We start from the raw sequence: 24,237 nt of genomic DNA, 5'->3' as shown, positions 1-24,237 counted from the left end.
AGGGGCGTGGACCGCCCCTCACCGTCTCAGCCGCGAATGTGCTGCGTCTGCTCGTAAATCTTCGTGGAGCGCGCGCCAGAGCGGCAATAGCCGAGCATCGGACGGGGCAATTCGTCGAGCGCGTCGACCATGCCGTGCACGGCTTCGGCCGTCACACCCATCGAGCCGACCGGCACATGCGCCACCTCGATGCCGAGTTCCTTCGCGCGCGCGGCGATGGCGGAAAACTCCGGCTGGTCCGGCTGCTCGTGGTCGGGGCGGTGGCAGACGATGGATTTGAACCCCAGGTTGGCGATCGTGTCGAGGTCTTCGACTTCGATCTGGCCGGAGACGGAATATTCGTCGTTGATCGCGCGGATATCCATGGGTGGTTCCTTTTCGAAAATGGGGCGCTCACCGTTTACGCCCGCGGCGCGGGAGCGTCAATCATGCGAAATCTAGCGTGGCGGCGGCACGGGCGCGAAGCGCTTTTGTGTCCGCAATCGCATGGAAACAAAAAGCGTTTTCGCTTTTCGGGCAAATGAAGAAACGCTCTACCGAACCTCGAAGGCCAGCCCGTAACCGACGCTTTCACCGGGCGCGAAATCCGGCGCATCGCCGGCGGCGATCAGTTCTTCGCGCGCGGCAAGGCGATGCGACACCGGCTCGATGCCGAGCACGGCACAGCCCGGCGACTGGTTCCGCCAGACCTGGAGGTAGGGCAAGGTGTCGGTGCGGAAGCGGATATGTACGCTGCGCCCGCCAAGCGCTGCGATCGGGCCGACCGCGATCTCCGCCCAGCCGTGTTTCGCCGTCTCCGCCGCCGGCACGCAGAAGATCTTCATGTCGCCCTCGTCGAACCGCCACGGCAGGCTGCCGCCGGGCAGCATCGCGCCGGTCAGCCGCGTGTTCTCGTCGAAGAGGCCGGTGCCGAAATTGATGTGGTACATGCCGAAGGGCGGCCAGGAGGTCTCGCCGCTGTTGGTGACGACATCCTCCAGCGTGATATGGCCGGTGCCCCGGTCGACGCGCCAGCGGCGGGCGAGATCGGCAGCACCGCCATGCGCAAGCGAGACGGCGACCCGCCCCTCGCACACCAGTTCGCCCTCGTCCTCCTCGATCAGGATGTCGCGCGCCGGGCTGGACGACAGCGAACCGTGCAACGGGTAGCGCCGCCCGTCGGCAGCCCCTTCGATCGGCACCGGATGGCGGATATGATCCGGCCCGCAGGTGAACATGAAACCCGGCAGCGCCTTGTCGATGCGCGGATCGCCATCCGAGGGAACCGCGGAGCCCGGAGCGAGTTCCACCCCATGAAAGACCGCGCTGCCGACATCGAGCGCCGATTGCGGCGTCAGCGCGAGGCGGAACGACTGGTCGGGCGTGTCGGCGGTCAGGGCAAAGGTCATCCGGGGCTCCGGTGAAAGGGACAATGAAAGCGGGCATGCTAGGATCAAAGGCGTCGCGAGGCTATGGGGCGCGCGATCTTTCCGCGGGAACCAACGCGGCCGATCACAAGTTTTTGCCATGCGCGTTGACCTTACGTTCACCATCGATTCAGATTTTCCATATTAAGGTCTGAATTGAAGTGTTCCGTCCGCGCGTTATGTGCAAGCTGGCAGGTCTAGAGTCGTGAATTCTATTTTTAAAACAAGCGTTTCGCTTCTTACTGCGGCATCCGTGCTCGGATTCGCGCTGGCCCCTGCCAATGCGCAGACCTATCTCTCGAACGATACGGTGCTGGTTTCGCCGGAAGGCGACCTGCTCGACTACATTCCCGACGATGCGCGCGTGATGCGCGACAATCGCGGACGCACCGTCTATGTCGACGGCTGGGGCAATATCATCGCCACGGCGCAGTCCGCTGATCGCTATTTCGCCCGCGGCGATTCCCGCCCGCGGCGCGATCGCTACCGCGCGGTGCAGGGCTACCCGGAAACCAACCCCGACTATTTTCCGCCGGCACCCGAATCCGAGTTCGGCGACGAGCTGACGACCAGCTCCGTGCCCGAGATGCGCGAAGCGCTGCCGGGCGATATCGAGCGCCAGGAACTGCCGGATGCCGATTTCGGCGGCTCGCAGCCCCTGCCCGACTTCGACGGCAATGGCGACAACGCGGCCCTGCCGGAAAACGGCGTCGACCCCAATGCGGAATTCGTGCCTGGCCCGAAATTCGAGCCGGCCATCGCCATCGGCAAGATGTCCTCCGCCGAGATCACAGCCCTTCAGGTCTTTCTCGACCGCGAGGGTTTTTCTCCGGGCGTGATCGACGGCAAGAAGGGCTCCAACGTCACCAAGGCGATCGAGGCCTGGCAGAGCGTGTCGGGCGAGACGCTCGACCCGAACAATGCCGACGACATCCTGGAGCGCCTGCGCCTGTCGGGCGGCATGGCGTTCACCACCTACGAGATCACCGCCGCCGATGCCGCCGGCCCCTATGTCGCCGCCATCCCGGAAGACTACGCCCAGAAGGCTGCCCTGCCGCACCTCTCCTTCACGTCGACGACGGAGATGCTGGCGGAAAAGTTCCACATGGACGAGGCCTATCTCAAGGAGATCAATCCGGGCGTCGACTTCACCATCCCCGGAACGATCGTCAAGGTCATCGACACCGGCGTGGCGAAGACCGGCAAGGTGGCGAAGATCCTCGCCGACAAGGGCCGCAAGCAGATTCTCGCCTATGCCGCGGACGGCACGCTGATCGCCGCCTACCCGGCCAGCATCGGCTCCGCCGACACGCCCTCGCCCTCGGGCCTGGTCACGGTCGAGCGCATCGCGCTCAATCCGGGTTACACCTACAATCCGAAGATCAACTTCCAGCAGGGCGAAAACAACAAGGTGCTGACGCTGCAACCCGGCCCGAACGGCCCGGTCGGCACCGTTTGGATCGCGCTGTCGAAGCCGACCTATGGCATCCACGGCACGCCGGAACCCTCGAAGATCGGCAAGACGCAGAGCCACGGCTGCATCCGCATGACCAACTGGGACGCGACCGAGCTCGCCAAGATGACGAGCGCAGGCGTCACGGTGGAATTCGTCGACTGACACACTCCGCGGCATGATCCAAAGCCGGCCCATTGAGCCGGCTTTTGTTTGCGTATTGGAAAGGCGCGGTTCCGCCACGAAGCGAACCGGAAAATGCCTATTTTTGCGGCGAAGCATCCGGCCGTCCTCCGGCTCCCTGACGGGCCGCATTCACGCATTCGGTGTCCCATGCTCGCAAAATTCCGCCCCGCCCTCCTCTGCCTCGCGCTGGCCTGCACCCCGGCCTCCGCCGCCGATCTCATGACCTTCTGGGACAGCCCGCAAAAGGGCGGCAACAGTTTTAATGCCGGCGAGCCGGATGCCGCCTATTTCGAGGCGCTGGCGGCGACGGGCGCCTCCTGGGTGCGCCTCACCTTCAGCAAATGGAAGGGTGAAGGCCGCGATTTTCTCATCGGCAACGCCGATCACTATGAGGGTCTTCCGGTGAAGGATTTGGAGAGGCTGAAGAAAGCACTCGATGCCGCGCATGCCGCCGGGCTCAAGGTCGTGGTGACGCCGCTGAGCCTGCCCGGCGCCCGCTGGAAACAGCAGAACGGCAGAAAATTCGACGACCGGCTATGGTCGGATCCGGCCTTTGCCGACCAGGCCGTCAAATTCTGGGGCGATCTCGCCGGCGCGCTGAAAGATCATCCGGCGATCGCCGCCTATAACCTGCTCAACGAGCCGGCGCCGGAAAAGACGACCGGGCTGGCGGAAAACGCCGCCATGGCGGACATCGCTGCCTGGCAGCAGAAGAACGCCGGCAGCACCCGCGACCTGCCGCAGCTCTATGCGCGCATGATCGAGGCGATCCGCGCCGTCGATCCGGTGACGCCGGTCATGGTGGATGGCGGCTACTATGCCAATCCGCGCGCACTCGCCGCCTGGCCGAAGCGGCTTGCCGACGACAAGGTGCTCTACGCCTTCCACATGTACGAACCCTATGACGCGACCAGCGCGCCGAACATGAAGCGCGAAACGCCGTTCTCCTATCCCGGCATCACGACGGACTATGCCGGCGGCAAGACGACGTGGGACCGCAAGGCCGTCGCACAGCATATCGGCACGGCCTTCGACTGGGCGAAGGCGCAGGGCCTGTCGCCGACGCGTGTGGTTGCCGCCGAATTCGGCTGCATGCGGCTCTGGGCCGATTGCGGCACCTATCTCACCGACGTGATGGACGCGGTGGAGAAAAAAGGCGGTCACTGGGCCTTCTATTCCTTTCGTGAGGACGAATGGGAAGGCATGGACTACGAACTGTCGGCAAAGGTGAAGCCCGGCCAGTTCTACTGGCTGAAGGACCAGGGCAAGGTGGGCAAGCTGCCGCGTGACGGCAAGCTGATGGACCTGCTGAAGGCGCGCATGCAGAAGTAGAGCGGCGCACCACGCCGCTCTGATGCCGATGGTTCAGGCGGCGCGCGTGTAACCGGAGCCCTGCGCCGGCTGGGCGGTACCGCCGGTGCGGAAGGCGCTGAGCTGGGCGGCGATGGACGCCGCCTCCTGCGTCAGCGCCTGGCTGGCGGCATTGGCCTCCTCGACCATGGCGGCATTCTGCTGGGTGATCTGGTCCATGGCGTTGACCGCCTGGTTGACCGCCTGAAGGCCCGTCGCCTGCTCCGCCGTGCTGGAGCGGATGGTGTTGAAGACCGCGCTGACATCCACCACCTGCGACACGATCTGGCGCAGCGACTGGGCGACCTCATTGACCGACCGCACGCCATCCTCGACCTGGCCATGCGACTTGACGATGAGGTTCTGGATGTCCTTGGCGGCATCCGCACAGCGCTGGGCAAGGGCGCGCACTTCCGAGGCAACGACCGCAAAGCCGCGCCCCGCCTCGCCCGCCCGCGCAGCCTCGATGCCGGCATTGAGCGCCAGCAGGTTGGTCTGGAAGGCGATCTCGTCGATCACCTCGACGATATTGGCGATGGCCGAGGACGAGGCCTGGATCTCGCCCATGGCGACGATCGCATGTTCCACCACCTCACCGCCGCGCTGCGCATTGTCGCGCGCAGCCATCACGAGCGCATTCGCCTCGTTGGCGCTCTGTGCGGTCTGGCGCACGGTGGTCGTGACCTGTTCGACAGCCGCCGCCGTCTCCTCAAGGTTCGCCGCCTGCCGCTCCGTGCGCTTGGCGAGATCGTCGGAGGCGGCCGCGATCTCCTGGGCGCTGAGATGGATCGAGCCGGCACCGACGCCGATATTGCCGATCGCCTGTGCCAGCGTCGACATGGCATGGTTGAAGTCGTCGCGCAGTGCCTCATAGGCCTGCGGCAGCGGGCCGCTGATGCGCGCCGTCAGGTCGCCATCGGAAATGCGCTTCAGCGCCGCGCCAAAACTGTCGCCGACGATCTTGCGCTCTTCGGCCACGACCTGCGCCTGCACCGCCTGCTGCTTGGTGACGTCGGACGTATCCATATAGACCGAGATCGAAAGGTCCATGTCGAGGAACATCGCCTTGAGCAGGCTGGAGAACTTTGCGGCGAACTCTTCCGGCGTGATCTCCTGGCGGCTGAAGAGGCCCGGCTTCGGCCAGAGCGACTTCACGGCCTCGGCGAGCAGATGTTCGACGATCAGCGCATAACCGCCGATATACCAGCGCGGCTCCAGCCCGATGCGCGCATGCACATGGCCGATCGTCTGCACCTTGGTAGCATAATCGCCGGTGAAATCGCCGGCGGCGATGTTTGCCCAATGGCCGATCTGCGCCTTCTTGGCGCGGTCGATATGGGCGTCGGAGGAAAACAGGTGGTTGACCTCCGGGCTCTTGCGCACGATCGCGTAGAACTTGTCGAGCGCCGGGCCGAGTTCCTTCTCGATGAAGGGTTTCAGGCTGCGCAGCCGCTTCAGGGCCGGCTCGTCGAGGCCGAGATAATCCAGACGGCGCGCGATGTCGTGGTTCTGGCTGGCGGTCGCAGGGGTCGGCTTCATTCTTGCGGGTATCCTGACGGCTATGGAAATGGAAAAACAATATCCATCGGGGCGGCGATGCCGGTCCCGCGACCCGTCATGGGTCCTGCCGGAGGCGCCGGGCCTCCGCGGATCAAGCTTTCTGTTGCGATATCACTAGGTTAGCCGTGGTAAATTGTTCATTACCAGCGGGCGTGCAATCTTGGGAAACGGCTGCGCAATTGGTCGCAGCCGTTTTTGTCTTTCGTCAAGTCCTGGGATCAGGCCGCCCGCTGGATCGTGCGGAAGAAGCCGCGCTCGGTCGACGTGCGCTTGCGCACCGGCATGAGGCGCAGCACTTCTTCGGCGAAGAGCCGCGCGTTCTCGCGCGCCTTGTCGAGGTTGCTCACCTTGGCCGGGTCCATCGAGTAGAGCGTGCCGCCACAGTCGAAAATGTCGCGGAAAGCCGTGCGCTCGCCGATCGGCGTATCAAGCACGGTAACACCGCGGGCCGACAGCAGCCCCTTGATGGTGGTCATGGCGCGGGTTGTCACCATGGCGTTCATGCGGGTGAGCACGACCGAATGGTTGATGCGGATGCCCGCCTTCTCGTCGAGCTGCTTCAGGAGTTCAAGGATCTGCGCGGCGCCGCGCGCATCCATCGCACAGCCCTGCACCGGGATCATCACATGATCCGACAGGCCGATGGCGGTGGCGACGAGCGCGTCACGCGCACCGGCGAGGTCGATGATGAAATAGTCCGTCGTGTCGCGGTTCTCGCGGATATGGCACTGGATGGAGGCCATCGAGACTTCCGAGATCACGGCGATGTTGCGCTGGCGGCCGGAAATCTCGTGCCAGTGGCTGATCCAGCGCTGCGGGTCGGCGTCGAGAATGGTGACGCGATGGCCCTGGCTTGCAAGCTCCGTTGCAAGGATGAGGGCAGCGGTGGTCTTGCCCGCGCCGCCCTTGGCATTGGCAAATGTGATGACTGGCATGTCTTACCTCAAAAAATGCTGCGAGCTTGGTCATCGCTCTCGTCAGGCGACCCTCATGCAAATGGCGCCCGCTTCCTCAAATCTTTCAAAACATGGTTAACGAAGTGGAAATTTCCGCATCGCGAAGATTAATGAGATGACGGCGCGAATTTGCGGCCTGAAAGGAAAAAGCCCGGAAAACCTGTGGTTTCCGGGCTTTTGTCAATAATTAACGGTAAGAATTGAGGGGTGCCTACCACGCCGCCGCCGACTGTCCATCCGACGCGGCGGCGCGAATCTCCGCCCTCACCCGCGGCTTCCAGCTTTCCTCCGCGCCGACGAGCCGCAGCACGTCGCTGGCAAAGGCCTGCATGTTGGCGACGGCCTTGTCGAGATTGCTGATCCGGCCGCCCTGCATCGAATGGAGCGTGCCGCCAGTCTCGAACATGTCGCGAAACGCGCTGCGCTCGATGATCGGCGTCGAGACCACCGGGATCTTCGCCGCATCCAGCACCGACTTCACATTGCGCAGCGCCCGGGTGGTGACGAGCGGATTGACGCGCGACAGCACGACGGCCCGGTTGATCGGCTTGTGTGCATTGGCGCTGACGAGATCGATGAGTTCGAGCACATGGGCAGCACCCCGGCTGTCCATGGCACAGCCCTGCACGGGCACCAAAACGAGATCGGAAAGCCCAACGGCCAGCGCCACCAGCGCATCGCGCGCGCCGGAAAGATCGATGATGACATGGTGGTGGCTGCTGCGCATGGCCCTGAGCGGGCTGGCAAGATTGGAGGCGGCAACGTTTTCGACGAGCATCAGGCCCTCGCCGAGCCTTGCGGCCCGCGCCCAGGTGGCAGCCAGTTTCAAGTCGTCGCAATCGAGAAGGCAGATGCGTGCGCCACGCTCAACGAGTTCACTCGCCAGCAGCACCGCCGCTGTAGTCTTGCCCGAACCGCCCTTGGCGTTCGCTATGGATATGACCGCCATCACTTTACCGCCGCATCAGACCGTCACGCCGCGCCGGAAAAAGCGGCTCGCAAATCATGACAGTAGAATGACATTTTGATGACAACCGGTGCGCGATGCAATCCGTAATATTGAGGGAGTAGAAATCGGGGCGGCGATCCTGCGACCGCCGCCCTTTTTGATTGTCAGATGCACTCGACGAAGAGGCGCTTTGCGGCGTCCAGCGTCAGTTCCACCGGGTTGCCACCGGCCGTCGGGTCGACGATCGCCATGGCGGACATCTCGTCGATGCGGTCCGTGCCGACGCCGAGCGCCGACAGCTTGTCCGGCACGCCGAGCTCTTCGCGCAGGCGCAGCACATAGTCGAAGAAGCCGTCGAAGCCGCCGGCAATGCCGAGATAGGCGGCAGCGCTTGCGATCTTCGCCTCGATCGCCGGGCGGTTGAAGGTCAGCACCGGCGGCATCACGACGGCATTGGTCATGCCATGGTGCGTGTTGTAGATGGCGCCGACCGGGTGCGACAGCGAGTGGATTGCGCCGAGGCCCTTCTGGAAGGCGACAGCACCCATGGCGGCAGCCGACATCATGTTGGCGCGGGCCTCGATATCCGTGCCGTCCTTGTAGGCGCGCGGCAGGTATTCCTTGACGAGACGCAGGCCTTCAAGCGCGATTCCCTGGCTCATCGGGTGGTAGAACGGCGAGCAATAGGCTTCCAGGCAATGGGCGAACGCGTCCATGCCGGTGCCGGCCGTGACGACCTTCGGCATGCCGACCGTCAGTTCCGGGTCGCAGATCGTCACCGAAGGCAGGAACTTCGGGTGGAAGATCACCTTCTTGGTGTGCGTCTCGGAATTGGTGACGACGGAAGCGCGGCCGACTTCCGAGCCGGTGCCGGCCGTCGTCGGCACGGCGACGATCGGCGCGATGCCGTCGGAATTGGCGCGCGTCCACCAGTCGCCGATATCCTCGAAGTCCCAGACCGGGCGCGTCTGGCCCGACATGAAGGCGACCGCCTTGCCGAGATCGAGGCCGGAGCCGCCGCCGAATGCGACGACGCCGTCATGGCCGCCGTCCTTGAAGGCCTTGACGCCGGCGTCAAGATTCTCGTCGTTCGGATTCGGATCGACATCGGCGAACATCGCGCGGCCGAGGCCGGCGGCGTCCAGGATATCGAGCGCGTTCTGCGTGATCGGCATCGTGGACAGGCCGCGATCGGTGACGAGCAGCGGCTTCTTCATGCCGACCGCCTTGCAATGATCGGCCAGTTCCTTGATGCGCCCTGCCCCGAACTTGATGGCGGTCGGGTAGCTCCAGTTGGCGGTGATGGTCATGCTCTTCAAGCTTTCCTGAAGTGATAGGATTTCGGTCGGGTGAGATTGTGGAAGCCGATGACGGAGAGCGAGCCGCCGCGGCCCGTTTCCTTGACGCCCGTCCAGCAGAGCGCCGGGTCGAGATAGTCGGCGCGGTTCTGGAACACGGTGCCGGTCTCCAGATCGCGGGCGATGCGGGCGGCGCGGTCAGAATCCTTCGTCCACAGCGAGACGGTAAGGCCGTACTTGCAGTCGTTCATCAGCGCGAGCGCCTCTTCGTCGCTCTTCACCTTCATGATGCCGACGGCCGGGCCGAAGGTTTCTTCCGTCATGAACTCCATCGAATGATCGACATCGACGAGCACCTGCGGGGCTACATAGGCGCCACCGTCATCGGCCGGGAAGAGTTTCGGATCGACCAGCGCCTTGGCGCCCTTCGAAACGGCATCGGCAATCTGCGACCGCACGGTCGCAGCAAAACGCTTGTGCGCCATCGGGCCGAGCGTCGTTTCGGGATCGAGCGGGTTGCCAAGCTTGTAGTTCGACACCCAGGCGACCGACTTTTCCACGAAGGCGTCGTAGAGCTTCTCGTTGACGTAGACGCGCTCGATGCCGCAGCAGCACTGGCCGGAATTGTAGGTCGCGCCGTCCATCAGCGTATCGACGGCCGCATCCAGGTCCGCGTCTTCCATGACGTAGCCCGGGTCCTTGCCGCCGAGCTCCAGGCCGACCGGCGTGAAGGTGCCGGCAGCGGCGCGCTCGATGGAGCGGCCGCCTTCGACGGAGCCGGTGAAGTTGATGAAATCGAACGCATTGCCGGCGATCAGCGCCGAGGTCGTGTCATGGTCTAGGAAGACGTTCTGGAAGACATCTTCCGGCACGCCGGCCTCGTTGAAGGCGCGCACGAGCCGCTCGCCAACGAGCAGCGTCTGCGCGGCATGCTTGATGATGACCGTGTTGCCGGCCATCAGCGCCGGGGCGATCGTGTTGATCGCGGTCATGTAGGGATAGTTCCACGGCGCGATGACGAAGACGACGCCATGCGGCTCGCGCTCGATGCGGCGCTCGAAGCGCTCGCTGTTCTCGATGACGATCGGCGCCAGCGACGAGCCGGCGATCTCGGCCACATAGTTGGAGCGTTCGTTGAAGCCCTTGAACTCGCCGCCATAGCGCACCGGGCGGCCCATCTGCCAGGCGATTTCCGGCACGATCTCGTCCGCCATCTCGTTGACGCGGGCGACACCCTTCAGGACAAGCTGGATACGGTCTTCCAGCGGGCGCTTCGCCCAGGATTTCTGCGCCTTCTTTGCGCGGGCGACGACGTCCTGCGCCGCTGCCAGCGGCAGGGACTCACGCTCGGCGTAAACCGAGCCATCCACGGGGGATATGCATTTGATCACAGTCATGATCGACTTCCTGTTGGTTCTTTCGGAATTCTGGTTTTGACGCTCCGGTTGCCCCTCATCCGCCTGCCGGCACCTTCTCCCCGCAAGCGGGGCGAAGGGGTATGCCGCACGGTTTTACCCGACCAATACCCGTCCTCAGGGCACGTCCCCTCTCCCCGCTTGCGGGGAGAGGGTTAGGGTGAGGGGCAATTCCCGAAACGCTTCTACGCTCTCTCGAAGCCCCGCGCCACCTCCCAGTCGGTGATGCGGCGATCGTACTCTTCCTGCTCCCATTCGGCCGCGCGGACATAGTGTTCGATGACGTCGTCGCCGAACGCGTCACGCAGCATCTTGGAATCCTTCAGCGCCGCGGTGGCGCCGCGCAGGGTCTTCGGGATCTCGCGGGCATCCTTGCCGCCATAGGCATCGCCGACGAAGGGTGCTTCCAGCTCCAGCTTCTCCTCGATGCCCGCAATGCCGGCGGCAAGCAGCGCGGCCATTGCGAGATAGGGATTGAGGTCCGAGCCGCCGACGCGGCATTCGATGCGGATGCCCTTGGTGCCCTCGCCGCACAGGCGATAGCCGGCCGTGCGGTTGTCCTTGCTCCAGATCGCCTTGGTCGGCGCGAAAGTGCCGGCGACGAAGCGCTTGTAGGAATTGATGTAAGGCGCGAGGAAATAGGTGATTTCGCTGGCATGCGCCAAGAGGCCCGCCACATAGTTCCGCATCAGCTCCGACATGCCATACTTGGCTTCCTTATCGAAGAACTTCGCTTCCTTGCCGTCCACGCTCCACAGCGACTGGTGGATATGCGACGAGGAGCCCGCGGAATTGTAGTTCCACTTGGCAAGGAAGGTGACGGACTTGCCACGCTGCCAGGCGATTTCCTTGGTGGCGTTCTTGATGATCGAATGCCGGTCGGCCATCGTGACGGCCTCCGCATACCGCACGTTGATCTCTTCCTGGCCGGGCGAGGCCTCGCCCTTGGAATTCTCCACCGGAATACCGGCGCCCTGCAACCCGTTGCGCAGCGCCCGCATCACGTCCTCTTCCTTGGTGGTCTGGAAGATGTGGTAGTCCTCGTTATAGCCCGATGCAGGGCGCAGGTCGCGGTAGCCGCTTTCGCGCGCATCGTCGAAGGTCTGGTCGAAGAGGAAGAATTCGAGCTCGCTCGCCATGAAGGGTTTCAGGCCCATGGCTTCCAGCCGCTTCACCTGCTTCTTGAGGATGGCGCGCGGCGAATGCGGCACTTCCTCATGGGTGTGGTGGTCGAGCACGTCGCAGAGAACCAGCGCCGTGCCTTCGAGCCAGGGCAGCTTGCGCAGCGTCGAGAGGTCCGGCTTCATCGTATAGTCGCCGTAGCCCGCTTCCCAGCTCGTCGACTTGTAGCCGGCAACGGTCTCCATCTCGATGTCGGTGGCGAGCAGGTAGTTGCAGCTATGCGTCTCCTCGAAGGCGCTTTCCACGAAATAGACCGCGTGAAAACGCTTGCCCATGAGACGGCCCTGCATGTCGACGAGGCAGGCGAGAACGGTGTCGATGCGGCCGTCGGCAACATCCTTCTTCAGATCATCGAATGTGTAAGTCATGCTCATGGGATGTCCGATCGTTTGAATGAAAAACGGCCCCGCCGCAAAGGCGCGGGGCCGCTGTTGAAGGTTTGGCTCAGGCTTTCAAGGCAGCCGCCGTGGTCGCAGCAGCCTTTTCGCCGTGCTCCATCGCGAATTCTTCTTCCGGCGAGAGGATCAGGCGATGGCGGCCGACGAAGGCGAAGTAGGCGATGGCGATCGCGAACCACACGGCAACCCAGATCACGCCCTTGGAGAAGTTCGGGTCCTGGACCTGGTAGAGCAGCGTGATGACCGCGATGACGATCGTCAGCACAGCGCCGGGAATGCCGAGCGGCGAGCGGAACGGCCGTTCGATGTTCGGCAGCTTCTTGCGCAGCATGATGAACGAGATCGCCTGCATGATGTAGGAGAACATCGCGCCGAAGACGGCCATGTTGAGCAGAACGCTGCCGATGATGCTGCCGCCCTGTTCGGCGCCGAGCGAGAACCAGATGATCAGCATGACGGCGAGGCCGACGATCGCACCCGTGAGCATCGCCACATGCGGCGTGCGATACTTGGAATGGGTGAGCGAAAGCACGGTCGGGAAGTAGCCGGCGCGCGACAGCGAGTAGACCTGGCGACCCTGTGCGTAAAGGATCGTGTGGAAGCTCGCGATCAGGCCGGTAAGGGCCACGAGGCCGAGGATGACCACGCCGCTGTCGCCGTAGATCGACTTGAAGCCGTCGAGCAGGGGCTCCAGCGAGGTGCTGAGCTGGAAGGCGCCGACGCCCGGAAGCGACGGGTTGAGCAGCACGATCATGAAGGCCGAGACCATCAGCGTGATGATGCCGAGGATGATGCCCTTCGGCATGTCGCGCTTCGGATCGACGGATTCTTCAGCCGCCAGCGGCAGCTGCTCGATGGCGAGGAACAGCCAGACGGCGAAGGGAAGCGTTGCGAGCACGCCCGAGAAGCCGAAGGGGAACCAGTCGCCGCCGCCTTCCGGCAGTTCGACGGCAGCACCGTCCGGGCCGACGCCGATGTTCAGCGCGTAACGCGAGAAGTCCATGTTCGGGATGGCGCTGACCCAGAAGAACACCAGAACCGCGAGCGAAATCAGGGTGATGATCAGCGTCACCTTGAAGGAAAGTTCCAGGCCGAAGATGTTGAGCGCCAGAAACAGCGCGTAGAACAATATCCACAATAAAGGTGAATAGACGGGATCGAGCCCGAGGATCGAGTTCACATAGGCCGTGATGAAGGTCACGATGACGGCCGGCGTGAGCACGTATTCGACGTTTTCGCACAACCCCGTGATGAAGCCGCCCCACGGCCCCATCGCGGTACGCGCGAAGGAATAGGCCGCGCCCGTATGCGGCAGTGCCGGGCTCATCTCAGCAATCGAGAAGGTGAGGCCCAGATACATGATGGCGATGATGATGCCGGCAACCAGCATGCCGCCCCAGCCGCCGGTGGCGAAACCGAAATTCCAGCCGGAAAAATGGCCGGAGACGACCGCGCCGACGCCGAGCGCCCAGAGCGACCACACGCCGGCATAGCGCGAAAGCCCGCGCTTTTCGAAATAGGAGGCGTCAGCGCGCTTGTAGCTGACCCCCGTCTGTGAATTATCCATTACCCTTCTCTCCTGTTTGCCGCCGGCCTGCCGCTGCGTGGCGGAAGGCTCCCGACGTGTGCATTCGGCGAGGCCAGGGCCAATTCCCCGGTCCGCCGCGGTCTCCGCGGACATGCCGCTCCCCGGGTCTTTTTATTGTATGGCGGGCAGGCTCTTGAGGAGCAGTCCCGTCAGATAGTCGGCCACGACCCCTTGGCCGGCTTCGTCTTTTATGAGGTCGTTGCGGACCTCGATCATCACATTGGGCAGGCCGTTTGCGAGGCCGTGCTCTTTCAAAGTATGCGTCACGCCGTCTTCCGGCCCGTAGGGCTCGTTGCGGCGGGTGTCGTAAAGGCTTTTTTCGCCGGCCGCGGCCAGCATGGCATCGGCAAGCCGCGTATCGGCATCGTGCAGGATGCCGATCTCGACGGCACGCGGCTTGCCGAAATAGACCGGCGTGAAACTGTGCATGGTCACGATGACCGGCGGCCGCCCCTCGGCGATCCGGTTTTCAACAAGGCGGCCGAGCCCCTTGCGGAACGGCAGGTAGAGCGCCTCGGTGCGGGCGTCGCGCGCCGCCTGGTCGAGGCCTGCATTGCCCGGCACCTCGAAGACCTCGCTCTTTTCCGGCATGGCGGCCGGCGATTCGGGCGGGCGGTTGCAATCATAGACGAGGCGCGAGAAACGCTGGAAAACCAGCGTCGCGTCAAGGCTTCTCGCCATGAGGCGCGACACGGCGAGCGCGCCGGGATCCCAGGCGATGTGGCTTGCGAGCGCTTCCTCCGTAAGGCCCAGCGTACCGAGCGCCTTCGGAAGCAAGCGGGAGGCATGCTCGCAGACGAGGATCACCCGGCCACGCGCAGCACTGTTTTCAAGGGCGACGGGGTCGCCCTCCTCTCCAGTCAGAATTCCCATCAGGCCTGATCCCCTCGACCGGCTCTTGTCATTTCTGAAGAGAATTCTTCACAGTTTTGTCCATGTCAACGGTCCAATGAAAAAATCTCTTCAAAAAAACATTTGACTTGAATTGTGACAGTGCGTTTTATCTTCAAAAGCCCGGCGAAAGACCGGGCCGCAGGGGAAGAATTTGACGCTTAACCAAGCATCCATGACGGTGTCGGATGTGATCCATGCTCATTTCGCCACGCTCACTCGTGCCGAAAAACAGCTGGCCGCATCGCTGCTCGACAATTATCCCGTCTCCGGCCTCGGTTCCATCACGACGGTCGCGGAAAACGCCGGCGTGTCGACCCCGACGGTCGCCCGCATGGTGCAGAAGCTTGGTTTCCGCGGCTTTCCGGATTTCCAGGCCCGCCTGCACCATGAGCTGGAAGCAACGCTTTCCAGCCCGATCAGCAAACACGACCGCTGGGCGGCCAACGCGCCGGGCACGCATATCCTGAACCGCTTTGCCGATGCGATCATGAACAACCTGCGCCAGACCCTGTCGCAGGTCGAGACCGCCGAGTTCAACGGGGCGAGCGCCCTCCTCGCCGACCGCCAGCGCAGCATCTACATCATCGGCGGGCGCATCACCAAGGCGCTTGCCGACTACCTCTTCACCCATTTGCAGGTCATCCGCCCGCACGTCACCCAGATCGCCTCCAATCCGAGTTCATGGCCGCATTACGTGCTGAACATGAAGGCGGGCGACGTGCTCGTCATCTTCGACATCCGCCGCTACGAGCAGGAAATGGAGACGCTCGGCCGGATCGCCCGCGAGCGAGGCGTCGAGATCGTGCTCTTCACCGACCAGTGGGCCTCGCCCGTCGCCAAGGTCGCCGCGAAGGTTTTTCGCGTCCATATCGAGGCGCCGTCGGCCTGGGATTCGTCTGTCGTGACGCTTTTTATCGTCGAGGCGCTCATCGAAGCGGTGCAGAGTTCGGGCTGGGAAGAGACCAGCGATCGCATGAAGACGCTGGAGGGCCTCTTCGAGGCCAGCCGGCTTTTTCGAAAACCCCGGCCGGAGGTCTCTGGCAAATCCTGACAGGCATACGAAAAAACCGAAACAAAACTGTCACATAAGCTTCATCTGTCGCCAGTATCAGCTTCGCCGAAGTTGACTGACTCACAACAAGGAGAACACCCGTGATGTCACATACGAGACGCCTGCTTTCGCTCTCCACCGCAATGGTGGTTGCGTCCTCCTCGTTTGCCTTTGCCGAGCCGAGCGCCGAGCTCGTCGCCGCCGCCAAGGCCGAAGGCAAGCTGACGACCATCGCGCTTCCGCATTCCTGGTGCGGCTACGGCGACATCATTGCCGGCTTCAAGGCCAAGTACCCGGAAATCACGGTCAACGAACTGAACCCGGACGCAGGCTCGGGCGACGAAATCGAAGCCATCAAGGCCAACAAGGGCAACACCGGCGACCAGGCTCCGGACGTCATCGACGTCGGCCTGTCCTTCGGCCCGTCGTCCAAGGCCGAAGGCCTGATCCAGCCCTACAAGGTCGAAACCTGGGATTCGATCCCGGACAGCGCCAAGGATGCTGACGGCCACTGGTACGGCGACTATTACGGCGTTCTCTCGTTCGTCGTGAACACCGACATCGTCAAGGAAGTTCCGAAGGACTGGAAGGACCTGACCAAGGCCGACTACGCCAACGCCGTAGCACTCGCCGGCGACCCGCGCACGTCGAACCAGGCCGTTCAGGCCGCCTACGCTGCCGGTCTCGCCACCGGTGAAAAGGACGCGGCGAAGATCGGTGAAGCCGGTCTGGCGCTGTTTGCCGAAGTCAACAAGGCCGGCAACTTCGTTCCGGTCATCGGCAAGTCCGCTTCGCTCGCCCAGGGCTCGACCCCGATCGTCATCGCCTGGGACTATAACGGCCTGTCCTGGCGCGACACGCTCGGCGGCAACCCGCCGCTCGAAGTCGTCGTCCCGGCAACCGGCGTCGTCGCCGGCGTCTACGTCCAGGCGATCTCGGCCTTCGCACCGCACCCGAACGCTGCCAAGCTTTGGATGGAATACCTCTATTCCGACGAAGGCCAGCTCGGTTACCTGAAGGGCTATTGCCACCCGATCCGCTTCAACGATCTCGCCAAGAACGGCAAGATCCCGCAGGAAATGCTCGACAAGCTGCCGCCGGCAGAAGCCTATGAAAAGGCTGTCTTCCCGACGCTCGAAGAGCAGGAAGCCGGCAAGGGCGTGATCACCACGAAGTGGGACAGCGTCGTCGGCGCCAACGTCCAGTAACATCGTGCAGATACCCCTTTCCCGCCGTCCGCGGCGGGAAGGGCCTGGCATTCCCGGCTGGTGTGCGTCACGATTGCGCGCCAGCCGTTTCCGTCTGAAATTCTTTTCTCTGAAATTCTTTCCTCGCCTCGCACCCGGGACCCGCCGCCCCTATGAGCACCGCAACCCTGATAGACCGTCGCAAGGTCATCGATTGGCTCGGTATCGCGCCCTTCATGATCTTTGCGCTGATGTTCCTCATCCTGCCGACGCTCTACCTGGTGGCCGGCGCCTTCTTCAACCCGCAGGGCGAATTCACCTTCCAGAACATCAAGGACCTGACGCATCCGACGATCCTTAGCGCCTACTGGATCTCGATCAAGGTATCCGTCGCCTCCTCGCTCGGCGGCGCGCTCATCGGTTTCTTCCTCGCCTGGGCCATCGTGCTCGGCGGGCTGCCGAGCTGGATCCGCTCGGGCATGCTGACCTTCTCCGGCGTCGCCTCCAATTTCGCCGGCGTGCCGCTCGCCTTCGCCTTCATCGCCACGCTCGGCCGCACCGGCCTCGTGACGGTGTTTCTCAACGAGTGGTTCGGCTTCAACCTTTATTCGACCGGCTTCAACCTCCTCTCCTTCTTCGGCCTCACCATCACCTACATGTTCTTCCAGATCCCGCTGATGGTGCTGATCCTGACGCCGGCGCTGGACGGCCTGAAGAAGGAATGGCGCGAAGCTTCCGAAATCCTCGGTGCCTCGAACTGGCAATATTGGCGCCTGGTCGCCTTGCCGATTCTCTGGCCGAGCCTGATGGGCACGACGCTCTTGCTGTTCGCCAATGCCTTCGGCGCCATCGCCACGGCCTATGCGCTGACCGGCTCCTCGCTCAACATCGTGCCGATCCTGCTCTACGCGCAGATCCGCGGCGACGTGCTGCACAATCCAAACCTCGGCTATGCGCTGGCGCTCGGCATGATCGTCATCACCGGCGCCTCCAATATCCTCTACATCTGGCTGCGCTCGCGCGCTGAACGGTGGCAGAAATGAAGTCGTCCCGCCTCCTCGCCTGGATCGCCATCGCCATCGGCGTCATCTATTTCATCGTGCCGCTCATCGGCACCTTCGAATTCTCGTTGCGCATGCGGCGCGGCGAGTACACGTTCGACGCCTACCAGTCGGTGTTTTCCGACCTGCAGTTCCGCGCCACCTTCGGCTATTCCATGCTGATGGCGCTCTTGACGATCGTCTTCGGCATGCTGCTCGTGGTGCCGACCGCCTATTGGGTGCGCCTGCGCCTGCCGCAGATCCGCCCGGTGATCGAGTTCATCACGCTGCTGCCGCTCGTCATCCCGGCCATCGTCATCGTCTTCGGTTACCTGCGCCTCTACAATTCGTCGTCCTGGCTGCCGCTCACCAACACGACCAGCGGCACCAACGTGCTTTTGATGTTCTCCTACATGACGCTGTCGCTGCCCTACATGTACCGGGCGGTCGACACGGCGATGCGCGCCATCGACGTCGCGACCTTGACCGAGGCCGCCGAAAGCCTCGGCGCGAAGTGGCCGACCATCATGTTCCGCTGCATCTTCCCGAATGTCATGAGCGGCGTGCTCTCCGGCGCCTTCATCACCTTCGCCATCGTCATGGGCGAGTTCACCATGGCCGCCCTGCTGAACCGGCCGGCTTTCGGTCCCTATCTCCAGCTCGTCGGCGCCAACAAGGCCTATGAGCCCTCCGCGCTCGCCATCATCGCGTTTGCGATCACGTGGCTGAGCATGGGCTTCCTGCAACTCGTCTCCCGCTTCCAGAAAACCGCGCCGCTCAAGGCCTGAGGATCTCCATGTCGTTTCTCAATCTCAGCAACATCCAGAAGGCCTTCGGCCCGGTGCAGGTCGTCAAGGATTTCAACATGGCCATCGAGAAGGGCGAATTCGTCTCCTTTCTCGGCCCGTCGGGCTGCGGCAAGACGACGGTTCTGCGCATGATCGCCGGCTTCGAGACGCCGACCGGCGGCTCGATCACCGTCAACGGCAAGAGCCAGGCGAACCTGAAGCCCAACCAGCGCAATATCGGCATGGTCTTCCAGGCCTACGCCCTCTTCCCGAACATGAACGTGGCGGAAAACGTCGCCTTCGGCCTCAAGATCGCCGGCAAGCCGAAAGCCGAGATCGACGCGCGCGTCAAGGAAATGCTCGGCCTCATCAAGCTCGACCACCTCGCCGAACGCTACCCTTACCAGATGTCCGGCGGCCAGCAGCAGCGCGTGGCGCTCGCCCGCGCGCTGGCACCAAAGCCGCAGGTGCTGCTGCTCGACGAGCCGCTCTCCGCGCTCGACGCCAAGATCCGCGTGTCGCTGCGCGAAGAAATCCGCATGATCCAGCAGCAGCTCGGCATCACCACGGTCTTCGTCACGCATGACCAGGAAGAGGCGCTGTCGATCTCCGACCGCATCGTCGTCATGAATGCCGGCAAGGCCGACCAGATCGGTAAGCCCGCGGAGATCTACAATCGCCCCGCAACCCGCTTCGTCGCAAACTTCGTCGGCACGCTGAACCTGATCGAGGCCAAGGTCGTCGACCCTGTCGCGAACCGCATCACCATCGGCGACCAGGGCGTGACGCTGCGCGAGCCGCTCGGCAATGTGAAGGTCGGCGACACGGTCTCGCTGGCGCTGCGCCCGGAAGCGGGCTCGACGGCGCCGGATGCCAAGGGCGACACGGCGCTGACCGGCGAGGTCATCTCCTCCAACTTCCTCGGCTCGGTCATCCGCACCCGCATGAAGGTCGGCCCCGCCGTCATCTCCTTCGACATGTTCAACAGCCCCGGCCTCGTGCCGCCGGCCGTCGGCGAGACCGCCACGCTGCGATTCACCGCCGGCGATCTTCTGATCATCCGCGACTGAGCTAGAGCATTTCCAGCCGAAGCGGCATCGCGTCGGCGTCGGATAATGCGGCGAGAACAAAAACCTGGAGCGTTCCCGGTGAACCGGAGTTCACCGGGAACGCTTCAATCATTCTATTTTTCCGCCGCGGCGTGGAAAAATCTGTCGTGATTTGCGTGTTTTCCGTCGCCTCGGGATTTGATCTCCGGGCGACGGCCGGCTAATCTTCCATCGTTCTCAGGGCGGGGTGAAACTCCCCACCGGCGGTATCTGGAGCGATCCAGGAGCCCGCGAGCGCCTTCCGCCCCAAACGGAAGGGTCAGCAGATCCGGTGCGATGCCGGAGCCGACGGTCATAGTCCGGATGGAAGAGGGCAAGCAGGAGGCACCCGGTTTCGGTCGGGTTTCAAACCTCGTGCGTGTTCGCCCAAGGGGATCATTGAAAAATGGCTCAACCCTTGAAAGGCCTAGACATGAATGCGAATGCAACCCCCGTCTCCCGGATCGCCGTCATCCGTGCCCGCTGGCACGCAGGCATCGTCGATCAGGCAGTCGATTCTTTTGTTGCCGAATGGGCAGCACTCGGCGGCCGCGCGGAAGACGTCGACATCATCGACGTGCCCGGCGCACTCGAAATCCCGCTGCACGCCCAGCTCCTCGCCCGCACCGGCCGCTATTCGGCGATCCTCGGCGTGGCGCTCGTCGTTGACGGCGGCATTTACCGCCACGATTTCGTCGCCGGCACCGTGGTCGACGCCATCGTGCGCGTCGGCCTCGACACCAACGTGCCCGTGCTTTCGGCCGTGCTGACGCCGCACAATTTCCAGGAATCCGAAGCCCACATCGCCTTCTTCCGCGACCACTTCGTCCTGAAGGGCAAGGAAGCTGCGAACGCCGCGCGCCAGATCATCGATGCGCGGGCGCAGGTGGCGCTGGCGACCGTTTCCTGAATCGACGTCTCAACGACCGGAATCATTCCGGCAGCTTGAGACGGCAAATCATTGAAAAGACTCGAAGGAGCCCGGCAGCAATGCCGGGCTTTTTTGTTTGTCGGCAAAGCCCCCTCATCCGACCCTTCGGGCCACCTTCTCCCCGCGGGGGAGAAGGGAAGGAAAGGATGCTACGTCTCGTTTTCCCCTTCTCCCCCGCGGGGAGAAGGTGCCGGCAGGCGGATGAGGGGGTGTCCACCACCGTTGCTACGACTGAAGGTTCTTCAAATAGATCGACAGCAACTGGATCTGCGACGAAATCCCGAGCTTGCGGTAGACGTTGCGGCGGTGGACCTTCACCGTGCCGGTGGAAATGTCGAGTTTCAGGCCGATCGATTCCGACGAATGGCCCTGCAACACCAGCTCGATGATCGAGGCCTCCCGGTCCGTGAGGTTGAGCTTGCGCCAGACGCGGTCCGCCTCGCTCACCGGCTCCGCCCGCCGCCCTCGTCCCGGTCCGGCAAAGCGCCCGGCAAGATCGCCCCAGGCACGGCGCACGAAGGCGGCGACGAAGGGTTCGGCGTCGTGGAGCAAGGCAAGCTCCGGCGCCGGGAAGACGCCGGTCTTTTCCCGGCGCATCAGCGACACGACCACCGTCACGCCATCCGCCGTCGGCACGAAGAAACCGAGCTCTTCGGCAAGCCGGGTCTGCGAATAATAGGTGCGAAAATATTCGCTGGAGAAGAACCGGTCCGGCGCCAGCTCCCGCATGCGAAAGACGCCGGCCTTCTCCGCGCGGGTCGTGTGGTAGAACGGATCGAGCAGGTAGGGGCCGGCCTGGTAGAGCGTGACGTAGATGTGGTGGTCATCCGCATCGAAGGTGCTGAACAGGTCGATCGGCCGGGCCTTGTCGCGATAGGCGAAGATGACGATATCGTCGAAGCGCACCAGGGCGCGCATCATGGCGAGCAGGGTTTCGCCGGTCTGCCGGTCGGAAACCTCCGTCTCGCCGGCCCAGCCGGCAAGCGCGCGGAAAAGGCCCGTGAAATCGACTCGCATGGCGCCGACGCTCCTCCGATTCCCCAATGGCGGCCGTTTTTCACCGCTCGTGGGATATACTCCTCCCACAGCCGATTTACGGATAAAATACCTCTCTCGGGGTATATACCGCCCACCGGCGGCTGACTAGCATTCCTCCCGACGGTGGCCAAAGCGGCAGAGATCGCTGAGAGACCAACAACCGCAGGGAACAGACGTGACATCCGCCCCAACGAACGACATCGAGTTCCGTTCGGTGACCAAGCGCTATGGCGCGGTGACCGCGGTCTCCGACATCAATCTCGCCGTGCCCAAGGGCGCCTTCGTCGCCCTTCTCGGGCCGTCCGGCTGCGGCAAGACGACGTGCCTGCGCATGATCGGCGGCTTCGAGCAGCCGACGGAGGGCGAGGTGCTGATCGCCAGCAATGTGGCCAATGGCGTGCCGGCCTATCGCCGCCCGGTCAACATGGTCTTCCAGCAATATGCACTCTTCCCGCATTTCGACGTCGAGCAGAACGTCGCCTACGGGCTGAAGCAACTGCGGCCGAGACTGCCGGCCGCCGAAATCTCCCGCCGTGTCGGCCAGGCGCTGGAAATGGTCCGCCTTTCCGGCTTTTCAAAGCGCCGCATCCATGAAATGTCCGGCGGCCAGCAGCAGCGCGTGGCGCTCGCCCGCGCGCTGGTCAACAAGCCCTCCGTGCTGCTGCTCGACGAGCCGCTCGCCGCCCTCGACAAGAAGCTGCGCACCGCCATGCAGATCGAGCTGCAAACGCTGCAACGCGACCTCGGCATCACCTTCGTGCTCGTCACCCACGACCAGGAGGAAGCGCTGTCGATGAGCGACCTCGTCTGCGTGATGAGCGCCGGTAGCATCCGCCAGCTCGCCACCCCGCAGGAAGTCTATGATCGCCCTGCCGACCTCTTCGTCGCCGATTTCGTCGGCAAGACGAACCGCTTCGAAGGCACGATGGAAGCCGGCGGCATGGTGCGCCTCGGCAATGGTTCGGCGCTCGCCTCCGGGCGGACGGACCTCACCCCCGGCGCTGTCACCGTGGCGCTCCGGCCGGAGGCGATCCGCCTTTCCCGCAATGCGAGCGCCACCACGCTGGAAGGCATCGTCACACACCGCATCTTCCTCGGCTCGGCCGCCGAATATTCCGTCGCCGTCGATGGTCTCGGCGACTTCCTCATCACGGCCGAACGCCAGAGCCAATCAGAAAACGACCTCGTCGCACCGGGCGAGCGGGTCGCAATAAGCTTCGATCCCGGTACAGCGCATATCTTTCCGGCCTGAGGGAAACAGGCCCGTCACGACAACAAGGGAACAGTGTGATGTCCAAATGGTTCAGAGAGAATGCCCCGATCAGTGCCCGTGATCTGACGGAAGAATTCATGCGCCTGAAGCGCGGCTCGGTCACCCGCCGCCACTTCCTCGGCGTCACCGGCCTCGGCCTCGCCGCCGCCGTGCTGGCCCGCCAGCCCGGCCTCTTCACGTCGGAAGCCTATGCGGCAGAAGACCTTGGCTCCGCCATGTCGCTCGCCACCTGGCCGAACTATCACGACCCGGCAACCTTCGAGGCCTTCACCGCCGCGACCGGCGTTGCCGTCGAGGTCAACGTCTTCGGCTCGAACGAGGAGATGCTGGCAAAGCTCCAGGCCGGCGGCACCGGGTGGGACCTGTTCGTGCCCACCAACTACACGATCTCCACCTATGTGAGCCTCGGCCTGATCGACCCGATCGACCTCGCCAAAGTGCCGAATTTCGATCCGAAGACGCAGAACACCCGCTTCACCAACGAAGGCACCGTCGACGGCAAGGTTTTCGCCCTGCCGAAGAACTGGGGCACGACGGGCATCGCGTTCAACTCCGACAAGGTGAAATCGCCGGTCACCAGCTGGAAGGAATTCTTCGAGGTCGCCATGACCGAGGCCGACGGCCGCGCCATGGTGCACGACTACCAGCTCACCACCATCGGCAACGCGCTCGTCTCGCTCGGCTTCTCCTTCAATTCGGTGAAGCCGGAGGAATTGGCCAAGGCCGAGGAACTGCTGATCAAGGTCAAGCCGCACCTCTACGCCATCAACAGCGACTACCAGCCCTCCATGCGCGCCTCGGATGCCTGGATGACCATGTGCTGGACCAATGACGGCGCGCAGCTCAACCGCGACATTCCCGAAATCCAGTTCGTGCTCGGCACGGATGGCGGCGAGATCTGGTCGGATTTCTACGCCGTGCCGACGAGCGCCGCCAACAAGCCGGCCGGCTATGCGCTGCTCAACTTCCTGATGGACCCGCAAAACGCCGTGAAGGAACACGTCGCCAACGGTGCGCCCACCACCGACAGCCGCGTGCTTTCCCTGCTGCCCGCCGAGATCACCGGCAACAAGATCGTCTATCCGGACGAGGCCGCGCTGACCCCGTTGGAATTCGGCGCGGCGGTGACGCTGACCGACCCGGCGCGTGCGGAGCTGATGGCACGGTTCAAGTCGGCTTAGCGGAAAGCCCCTCATCCGGCTGCCG

The 24,237-nt window shown here is 63.6% G+C and carries 21 protein-coding genes and 1 riboswitch; of the genes, 10 read left to right on the top strand and 11 right to left on the bottom strand.

What is annotated here, in order from left to right:
- Positions 1 to 26 precede the first annotated feature (26 nt).
- Positions 27 to 365, bottom strand: coding sequence for a protein tyrosine phosphatase family protein (locus AC1RWL_RS10565; protein WP_493094813.1), 339 nt, complete (start codon positions 363 to 365; stop codon positions 27 to 29).
- Positions 366 to 533: 168 nt separating this feature from the next.
- Positions 534 to 1,388, bottom strand: coding sequence for a DUF4432 family protein (locus AC1RWL_RS10560; RefSeq protein ID WP_493094814.1), 855 nt, complete (start codon positions 1,386 to 1,388; stop codon positions 534 to 536).
- Between the two features lie 271 nt (positions 1,389 to 1,659).
- Here AC1RWL_RS10560 and AC1RWL_RS10555 point away from each other — a divergent pair, with 271 nt between their 5' ends.
- Together AC1RWL_RS10555 and AC1RWL_RS10550 are read left to right on the top strand one after the other, a co-directional pair.
- Positions 1,660 to 3,024 (top strand): L,D-transpeptidase family protein, encoded by a 1,365-nt coding sequence (locus AC1RWL_RS10555; protein ID WP_493094815.1) that lies wholly within the window; start codon positions 1,660 to 1,662, stop codon positions 3,022 to 3,024.
- A 168-nt stretch (positions 3,025 to 3,192) separates the two neighbouring features.
- Positions 3,193 to 4,377 (top strand): glycoside hydrolase family 5 protein, encoded by a 1,185-nt coding sequence (locus AC1RWL_RS10550; RefSeq protein WP_493094816.1) that lies wholly within the window; start codon positions 3,193 to 3,195, stop codon positions 4,375 to 4,377.
- Between the two features lie 33 nt (positions 4,378 to 4,410).
- On the opposite strand, the gene AC1RWL_RS10545 is transcribed toward AC1RWL_RS10550, so the two are convergent.
- From AC1RWL_RS10545 to AC1RWL_RS10510, 8 genes are all read right to left on the bottom strand, one after another.
- Positions 4,411 to 5,934: a methyl-accepting chemotaxis protein gene (locus AC1RWL_RS10545; RefSeq protein ID WP_493094817.1), complete on the bottom strand. Its 1,524-nt coding sequence runs from the start codon at positions 5,932 to 5,934 to the stop codon at positions 4,411 to 4,413.
- A 239-nt stretch (positions 5,935 to 6,173) separates the two neighbouring features.
- The gene (locus tag AC1RWL_RS10540) at positions 6,174 to 6,890 is read right to left on the bottom strand and encodes an AAA family ATPase (RefSeq protein ID WP_439616363.1); all 717 of its coding nucleotides are present in this window, start codon (positions 6,888 to 6,890) and stop codon (positions 6,174 to 6,176) included.
- A gap of 232 nt (positions 6,891 to 7,122) precedes the next feature.
- Positions 7,123 to 7,860 (bottom strand): AAA family ATPase, encoded by a 738-nt coding sequence (locus AC1RWL_RS10535; protein WP_493094818.1) that lies wholly within the window; start codon positions 7,858 to 7,860, stop codon positions 7,123 to 7,125.
- 164 nt (positions 7,861 to 8,024) lie between these two features.
- Positions 8,025 to 9,170 (bottom strand): iron-containing alcohol dehydrogenase, encoded by a 1,146-nt coding sequence (locus AC1RWL_RS10530; RefSeq protein WP_493094819.1) that lies wholly within the window; start codon positions 9,168 to 9,170, stop codon positions 8,025 to 8,027.
- A gap of 5 nt (positions 9,171 to 9,175) precedes the next feature.
- Positions 9,176 to 10,555 (bottom strand): aldehyde dehydrogenase family protein, encoded by a 1,380-nt coding sequence (locus tag AC1RWL_RS10525; protein WP_256117211.1) that lies wholly within the window; start codon positions 10,553 to 10,555, stop codon positions 9,176 to 9,178.
- A gap of 203 nt (positions 10,556 to 10,758) precedes the next feature.
- Positions 10,759 to 12,123: a glutamine synthetase family protein gene (locus tag AC1RWL_RS10520; RefSeq protein WP_439627978.1), complete on the bottom strand. Its 1,365-nt coding sequence runs from the start codon at positions 12,121 to 12,123 to the stop codon at positions 10,759 to 10,761.
- Between the two features lie 76 nt (positions 12,124 to 12,199).
- Positions 12,200 to 13,720 (bottom strand): amino acid permease, encoded by a 1,521-nt coding sequence (locus AC1RWL_RS10515; protein ID WP_493094820.1) that lies wholly within the window; start codon positions 13,718 to 13,720, stop codon positions 12,200 to 12,202.
- A 132-nt stretch (positions 13,721 to 13,852) separates the two neighbouring features.
- Positions 13,853 to 14,617, bottom strand: coding sequence for an N-formylglutamate amidohydrolase (locus AC1RWL_RS10510; protein ID WP_493094959.1), 765 nt, complete (start codon positions 14,615 to 14,617; stop codon positions 13,853 to 13,855).
- Between the two features lie 190 nt (positions 14,618 to 14,807).
- Between AC1RWL_RS10510 and AC1RWL_RS10505 the strand changes: the two genes are divergently transcribed.
- The 6 genes from AC1RWL_RS10505 (at position 14,808) to AC1RWL_RS10480 (ending at position 20,699) form a co-directional block, all read left to right on the top strand.
- Positions 14,808 to 15,686, top strand: a complete 879-nt coding sequence (locus AC1RWL_RS10505) for a MurR/RpiR family transcriptional regulator (RefSeq protein ID WP_439616439.1) — start codon at positions 14,808 to 14,810, stop codon at positions 15,684 to 15,686.
- 104 nt (positions 15,687 to 15,790) lie between these two features.
- A complete protein-coding gene (locus AC1RWL_RS10500) occupies positions 15,791 to 16,894 on the top strand; it encodes an ABC transporter substrate-binding protein (protein ID WP_305111293.1) in 1,104 nt (367 codons plus the stop codon).
- 152 nt (positions 16,895 to 17,046) lie between these two features.
- Positions 17,047 to 17,916, top strand: a complete 870-nt coding sequence (locus AC1RWL_RS10495; protein WP_256117222.1) for an ABC transporter permease — start codon at positions 17,047 to 17,049, stop codon at positions 17,914 to 17,916.
- Positions 17,913 to 18,701 carry an ABC transporter permease gene (locus tag AC1RWL_RS10490; RefSeq protein ID WP_256117224.1) on the top strand — a complete coding sequence of 263 codons (789 nt, stop codon included), beginning with the start codon at positions 17,913 to 17,915 and terminating at the stop codon, positions 18,699 to 18,701. The genes AC1RWL_RS10495 and AC1RWL_RS10490 overlap by 4 nt, the downstream gene beginning before the upstream one ends.
- A gap of 8 nt (positions 18,702 to 18,709) precedes the next feature.
- Positions 18,710 to 19,771, top strand: a complete 1,062-nt coding sequence (locus AC1RWL_RS10485) for an ABC transporter ATP-binding protein (protein WP_256117226.1) — start codon at positions 18,710 to 18,712, stop codon at positions 19,769 to 19,771.
- 208 nt (positions 19,772 to 19,979) lie between these two features.
- A riboswitch (FMN riboswitch) is annotated at positions 19,980 to 20,129 on the top strand.
- Positions 20,130 to 20,222: 93 nt separating this feature from the next.
- Positions 20,223 to 20,699: a 6,7-dimethyl-8-ribityllumazine synthase gene (locus tag AC1RWL_RS10480; RefSeq protein ID WP_439616366.1), complete on the top strand. Its 477-nt coding sequence runs from the start codon at positions 20,223 to 20,225 to the stop codon at positions 20,697 to 20,699.
- A gap of 246 nt (positions 20,700 to 20,945) precedes the next feature.
- Here the strand turns inward: AC1RWL_RS10480 and AC1RWL_RS10475 are convergent, their stop codons facing one another.
- Entirely contained in the window at positions 20,946 to 21,737 is a 792-nt protein-coding gene (locus AC1RWL_RS10475) for a helix-turn-helix transcriptional regulator (RefSeq protein ID WP_493094821.1), read from the bottom strand.
- 196 nt (positions 21,738 to 21,933) lie between these two features.
- On the opposite strand from AC1RWL_RS10475, the gene AC1RWL_RS10470 reads away from it, so the two are divergent.
- Together AC1RWL_RS10470 and AC1RWL_RS10465 are read left to right on the top strand one after the other, a co-directional pair.
- Positions 21,934 to 23,010, top strand: coding sequence for an ABC transporter ATP-binding protein (locus AC1RWL_RS10470; protein WP_493094822.1), 1,077 nt, complete (start codon positions 21,934 to 21,936; stop codon positions 23,008 to 23,010).
- Between the two features lie 38 nt (positions 23,011 to 23,048).
- Positions 23,049 to 24,212, top strand: coding sequence for a polyamine ABC transporter substrate-binding protein (locus tag AC1RWL_RS10465; RefSeq protein ID WP_439627921.1), 1,164 nt, complete (start codon positions 23,049 to 23,051; stop codon positions 24,210 to 24,212).
- Positions 24,213 to 24,237 lie beyond the last annotated feature (25 nt).

This window comes from Shinella sp. GW821-FHT10F02 (assembly GCF_058809275.1).
Note: the sequence above shows the minus strand (reverse complement) of the source record. Positions and strands in the feature narration are given on the sequence as shown.

What these genes read in the sequence shown, in the direction of transcription:
- AC1RWL_RS10495 (WP_256117222.1), top strand. Translation starts at nt 17,047, where the DNA reads ATGAGCACCGCAACCCTGATAGACCGTCGCAAGGTCATCGATTGGCTC.
- AC1RWL_RS10530 (WP_493094819.1), bottom strand. Translation starts at nt 9,170, where the DNA reads ATGACCATCACCGCCAACTGGAGCTACCCGACCGCCATCAAGTTCGGG.
- AC1RWL_RS10545 (WP_493094817.1), bottom strand. Translation starts at nt 5,934, where the DNA reads ATGAAGCCGACCCCTGCGACCGCCAGCCAGAACCACGACATCGCGCGC.
- AC1RWL_RS10550 (WP_493094816.1), top strand. Translation starts at nt 3,193, where the DNA reads ATGCTCGCAAAATTCCGCCCCGCCCTCCTCTGCCTCGCGCTGGCCTGC.
- AC1RWL_RS10475 (WP_493094821.1), bottom strand. Translation starts at nt 21,737, where the DNA reads ATGCGAGTCGATTTCACGGGCCTTTTCCGCGCGCTTGCCGGCTGGGCC.
- AC1RWL_RS10480 (WP_439616366.1), top strand. Translation starts at nt 20,223, where the DNA reads ATGAATGCGAATGCAACCCCCGTCTCCCGGATCGCCGTCATCCGTGCC.
- AC1RWL_RS10525 (WP_256117211.1), bottom strand. Translation starts at nt 10,555, where the DNA reads ATGACTGTGATCAAATGCATATCCCCCGTGGATGGCTCGGTTTACGCC.
- AC1RWL_RS10490 (WP_256117224.1), top strand. Translation starts at nt 17,913, where the DNA reads ATGAAGTCGTCCCGCCTCCTCGCCTGGATCGCCATCGCCATCGGCGTC.
- AC1RWL_RS10520 (WP_439627978.1), bottom strand. Translation starts at nt 12,123, where the DNA reads ATGACTTACACATTCGATGATCTGAAGAAGGATGTTGCCGACGGCCGC.
- AC1RWL_RS10500 (WP_305111293.1), top strand. Translation starts at nt 15,791, where the DNA reads ATGTCACATACGAGACGCCTGCTTTCGCTCTCCACCGCAATGGTGGTT.
- AC1RWL_RS10505 (WP_439616439.1), top strand. Translation starts at nt 14,808, where the DNA reads ATGACGGTGTCGGATGTGATCCATGCTCATTTCGCCACGCTCACTCGT.
- AC1RWL_RS10565 (WP_493094813.1), bottom strand. Translation starts at nt 365, where the DNA reads ATGGATATCCGCGCGATCAACGACGAATATTCCGTCTCCGGCCAGATC.
- AC1RWL_RS10560 (WP_493094814.1), bottom strand. Translation starts at nt 1,388, where the DNA reads ATGACCTTTGCCCTGACCGCCGACACGCCCGACCAGTCGTTCCGCCTC.
- AC1RWL_RS10485 (WP_256117226.1), top strand. Translation starts at nt 18,710, where the DNA reads ATGTCGTTTCTCAATCTCAGCAACATCCAGAAGGCCTTCGGCCCGGTG.
- AC1RWL_RS10535 (WP_493094818.1), bottom strand. Translation starts at nt 7,860, where the DNA reads ATGGCGGTCATATCCATAGCGAACGCCAAGGGCGGTTCGGGCAAGACT.
- AC1RWL_RS10465 (WP_439627921.1), top strand. Translation starts at nt 23,049, where the DNA reads ATGTCCAAATGGTTCAGAGAGAATGCCCCGATCAGTGCCCGTGATCTG.
- AC1RWL_RS10515 (WP_493094820.1), bottom strand. Translation starts at nt 13,720, where the DNA reads ATGGATAATTCACAGACGGGGGTCAGCTACAAGCGCGCTGACGCCTCC.
- AC1RWL_RS10540 (WP_439616363.1), bottom strand. Translation starts at nt 6,890, where the DNA reads ATGCCAGTCATCACATTTGCCAATGCCAAGGGCGGCGCGGGCAAGACC.